Source organism: Elioraea sp. (genome assembly GCF_051860475.1).
Classification (GTDB): Bacteria; Pseudomonadota; Alphaproteobacteria; order Acetobacterales; family Acetobacteraceae; genus Elioraea.
The window spans coordinates 1-2,836 of sequence record NZ_JBHYDW010000256.1 but is presented as its reverse complement, the minus strand read 5'-3'; the positions used below and the strand labels follow the sequence as shown (position 1 = coordinate 2,836).

3 protein-coding genes are annotated in these 2,836 nt (G+C 71.0%); all 3 read right to left on the bottom strand.

Annotation, left to right across the window (positions count from 1 at the left end):
• Nucleotides 1-532, bottom strand: a 532-nt coding sequence (locus ACTIFU_RS23325; protein ID WP_439580720.1) for an ABC transporter substrate binding protein, incomplete at its 3' end; no start/stop codon positions are given.
• Nucleotides 532-2,472, bottom strand: a complete 1,941-nt coding sequence (locus ACTIFU_RS23320; RefSeq protein ID WP_439580719.1) for a sensor histidine kinase — start codon at nt 2,470-2,472, stop codon at nt 532-534. The genes ACTIFU_RS23325 and ACTIFU_RS23320, both read right to left, overlap by 1 nt.
• A partial coding sequence (locus tag ACTIFU_RS23315; protein ID WP_439580718.1) for an ABC transporter substrate binding protein occupies nt 2,469-2,836 on the bottom strand: 368 nt, incomplete at its 5' end. The genes ACTIFU_RS23315 and ACTIFU_RS23320, both read right to left, overlap by 4 nt.

Sequence of the window (2,836 nt, the reverse complement as noted above, 5' to 3'; positions counted from 1 at the left end):
CGGGAAGGTGCTGCGTGCCGTCGCCGATCAGGGCGAGCCGCTCCATGCCGGGCAGGAAGGCGCGCAGGAACTCGACCTGCTTGCCGAGCAGGTGGAAGCCGGGATCGGCCGAGACGCCCGTCAGGTTCCCGCCGGGCCGGGCCAGGCTCTCCGCCAGGCCGTTCTCCACCGGCCGGGGCGTCAGCAAGACGAGCGGGATCCGTCTTGTCGCCGCGAGCATGGCGCGCGTCAGCTCAGCACCGCTCACAAGGATCACGTCGGGCGCGGTGACGACCACCTCGGCGCAGAGGGCGGCGAAGCGGGTCGGATCGCCCAGCGCGGTCCAGCGCGTGATGGTGAGGTTCTCGCCCTCCCGCCAGCCCGCCGCGGCGAGCGTGGCGTGCAGTGCCCGGGCCTGCTCGTGCCCCTCGGGCTGCAACTGCGCCAGCGTCCGGTAATGATGCACGAGTGCGATGCGGGCCTGCCGGCGCCGCTGCGCCCGTGCCTGTGGCGCAAGCAGAAGCGCGGACGAGAGGAGAAGGTGACGCCGCATCACGCCGCGCCCTCCGCGACGGCGGCGCGGCGCGGCAGCGTAATGGTGAACTCGGTCCAGGCGCCCAGCTTCGTCGCCACCGCGATTTCGCCGCCATGCTGCTGCACGACGATGTCGTGCGAGAGCGACAGGCCGAGGCCTGTGCCCTGCCCCGCGGGCTTGGTGGTGAAGAAGGGTTCGAAGATGTGGCCGCGCACCGCGTCGGGGATGCCGGTGCCGTTGTCGCGCACCTGGATGATCACGGCGCCGGGCCGCGCCTCGGTCAGCACGCGCAGATGCGGCTGGAAGCCCGGCCCCTCCTTCTGCTGCACGGCGTGGAAGGCGTTGCCGAACAAGTTCAGCAGCACCCGGGTGAACTCCTGCGGGTAGAGGTCGAGCTGCCCCGCCGTGGGATCGAGCCGCTTCTCCAGTGTCACGTTGAAGCCTGGGCGTTCCGCGCGTGCGCCATGCCAGGCAAGGTTGAGCGTCTCCTCGACGAGCGCGTTGAGGTCCACCTGCCGGCGTTCGCCCTTTCCGTCGCGCGAATGCGCCAACATGTTTCGCACGATGCTGTCGGCGCGCCGGCCGTGCGCGGCCACCTTGCCCAAATTGTCGCGCAGCATCTGGCACAGCTCCTCGACCTCCGCGCGCAGCGGGGCATCGAGCGCCGGGCCGGCGCGTTCCATCGCCTCTCCCAGTTCCGCGATCAGCTCCGCCGACAGTTCGGCGAAGTTGTTCACGAAGTTCAGCGGGTTCTTGATCTCATGCGCGATGCCGGCGGTGAGCTGGCCGAGCGAGGCGAGCTTCTCGGACTGCACCAGCCGGTCCTGCGCCGCGCGTAGATCCTCGAGCGACTGCGCCAGTTCGCGCGTGCGGTCGGCGACCTTCGCCTCCAACGTTTCCTGCGCGTCCTGGATGCGCGCTGCCATCTCGTTGAAGCGCAGGGCAAGCGTGCCGATCTCGTCGGCGGAGGAGACCGCAATGCGCTGCGCGAGGTCCCCCTGGCCAAGCCGTTCCGCGCCCGCCTGCAGCGCGCGGATCGGGCCGGTAAGCCGCCGCGCCAGCACCACGCCGGCGAGCAGCGCCAGCACGACGCCGAGCGCCAGCAGCGCCAGTGTCTGGTAGGCCGCCGCATAGACGGGTGCCAGCGCCTCGGCGGTCGGCTGCTCGACGAACACGATCCAGCCGAGGCGCGGAATCGCGGCATGGGCGGAGAGCACCGACCGCCCGTCCACGCCGCGCGCCGTGCGCACCCTTTCGTCGCTTGCCGCGATGGCGCCCGCCACCTGCGGCAGCGCGGAGAGGTCCGTCTCGCGCAGCACCAGGCTCATGTCGGGATGCGCGATCAGCCGACCCCTCGTGTCGGTGACGAAGGCATAGCCCGTGCCACCCACGCGGATTGCGGTGATCACCTCCCAGATCAGCTTGAGATTGACCTCGGCGATCGTCACGCCCGCTTGGCGTCCGGCATGGGCGATGGCCACCGTCATGTAGGGCTCGGAGCCACGGCGGAAGGTGACCGGCCCGTACCAGACGGCATGCTCGCGCGCGCCACGGAAGCGCGGATCGGCGGAGCGATCGGTGCCGCCGTCGATCAGGTCCGGCTCCAGCCGCGACAGGCGCAGCCTTTCCCGGCCCTCCCCGTCCAGGTAGAGCAGCTCGGTGATCGCCGCCGCTTGGCGCAGGAGGCGTATGAAGTCGTAGCGGCGCTGCTCCATCGGCACCCGCGACCAGTCGGCGCGCGTGGTCCAGCCGATTTGCTGTTCCAGCTCGGCGATGAACTGCGCCACGCGGTCGGCGGCGCCGTCGGCCTTCTCCTGTTCGACGCGCACCGCCGCCGCGGTCGCCTCCTGGTAGGCGAACCACATGCTGATGCTGCCATTGACCAGCAGCACCGCGGTCACGAGGCCGAGGAAGGCGAGGGTGAGCCGCTGCGCGAGCGAGAGGGTGCGGCGGTTCATTCGATCACGAGGTCGGCCCGCGCCAGCAGCGCGGTGGGGACATCGAGACCGATGGCGGCGGCCGCGCGCTGGTTCACCACCAGTTCGAAATGGCGCGGCTGCTCGATGGGCATCCCCTCCGGACTCGCGCCGCGCAGGATGCGCGCGACGAAATGCGCAAGGCGACGATACGAGTCCTCAAGGCGCGGCCCGTAGCTGAGCAGCGCCCCGGCCTCGGCGAAGACCCGCCAGCCGGAGACGAGCGGGATACGCTGGCCGGCGGCGAAGCGCGCGATCGCGGCGCGGTTCTGCAGCGCGAAACCGTCTGCAAACACCGAGAGCCCTTGGGCGCCATCCTGGGCGATGGCGGCGAAGGCCGCCTCCA

Bases quoted from the DNA above. Each gene is read 5' to 3' on its own strand.
- ACTIFU_RS23320 (WP_439580719.1), bottom strand. From the start codon at position 2,472: ATGAACCGCCGCACCCTCTCGCTCGCGCAGCGGCTCACCCTCGCCTTC.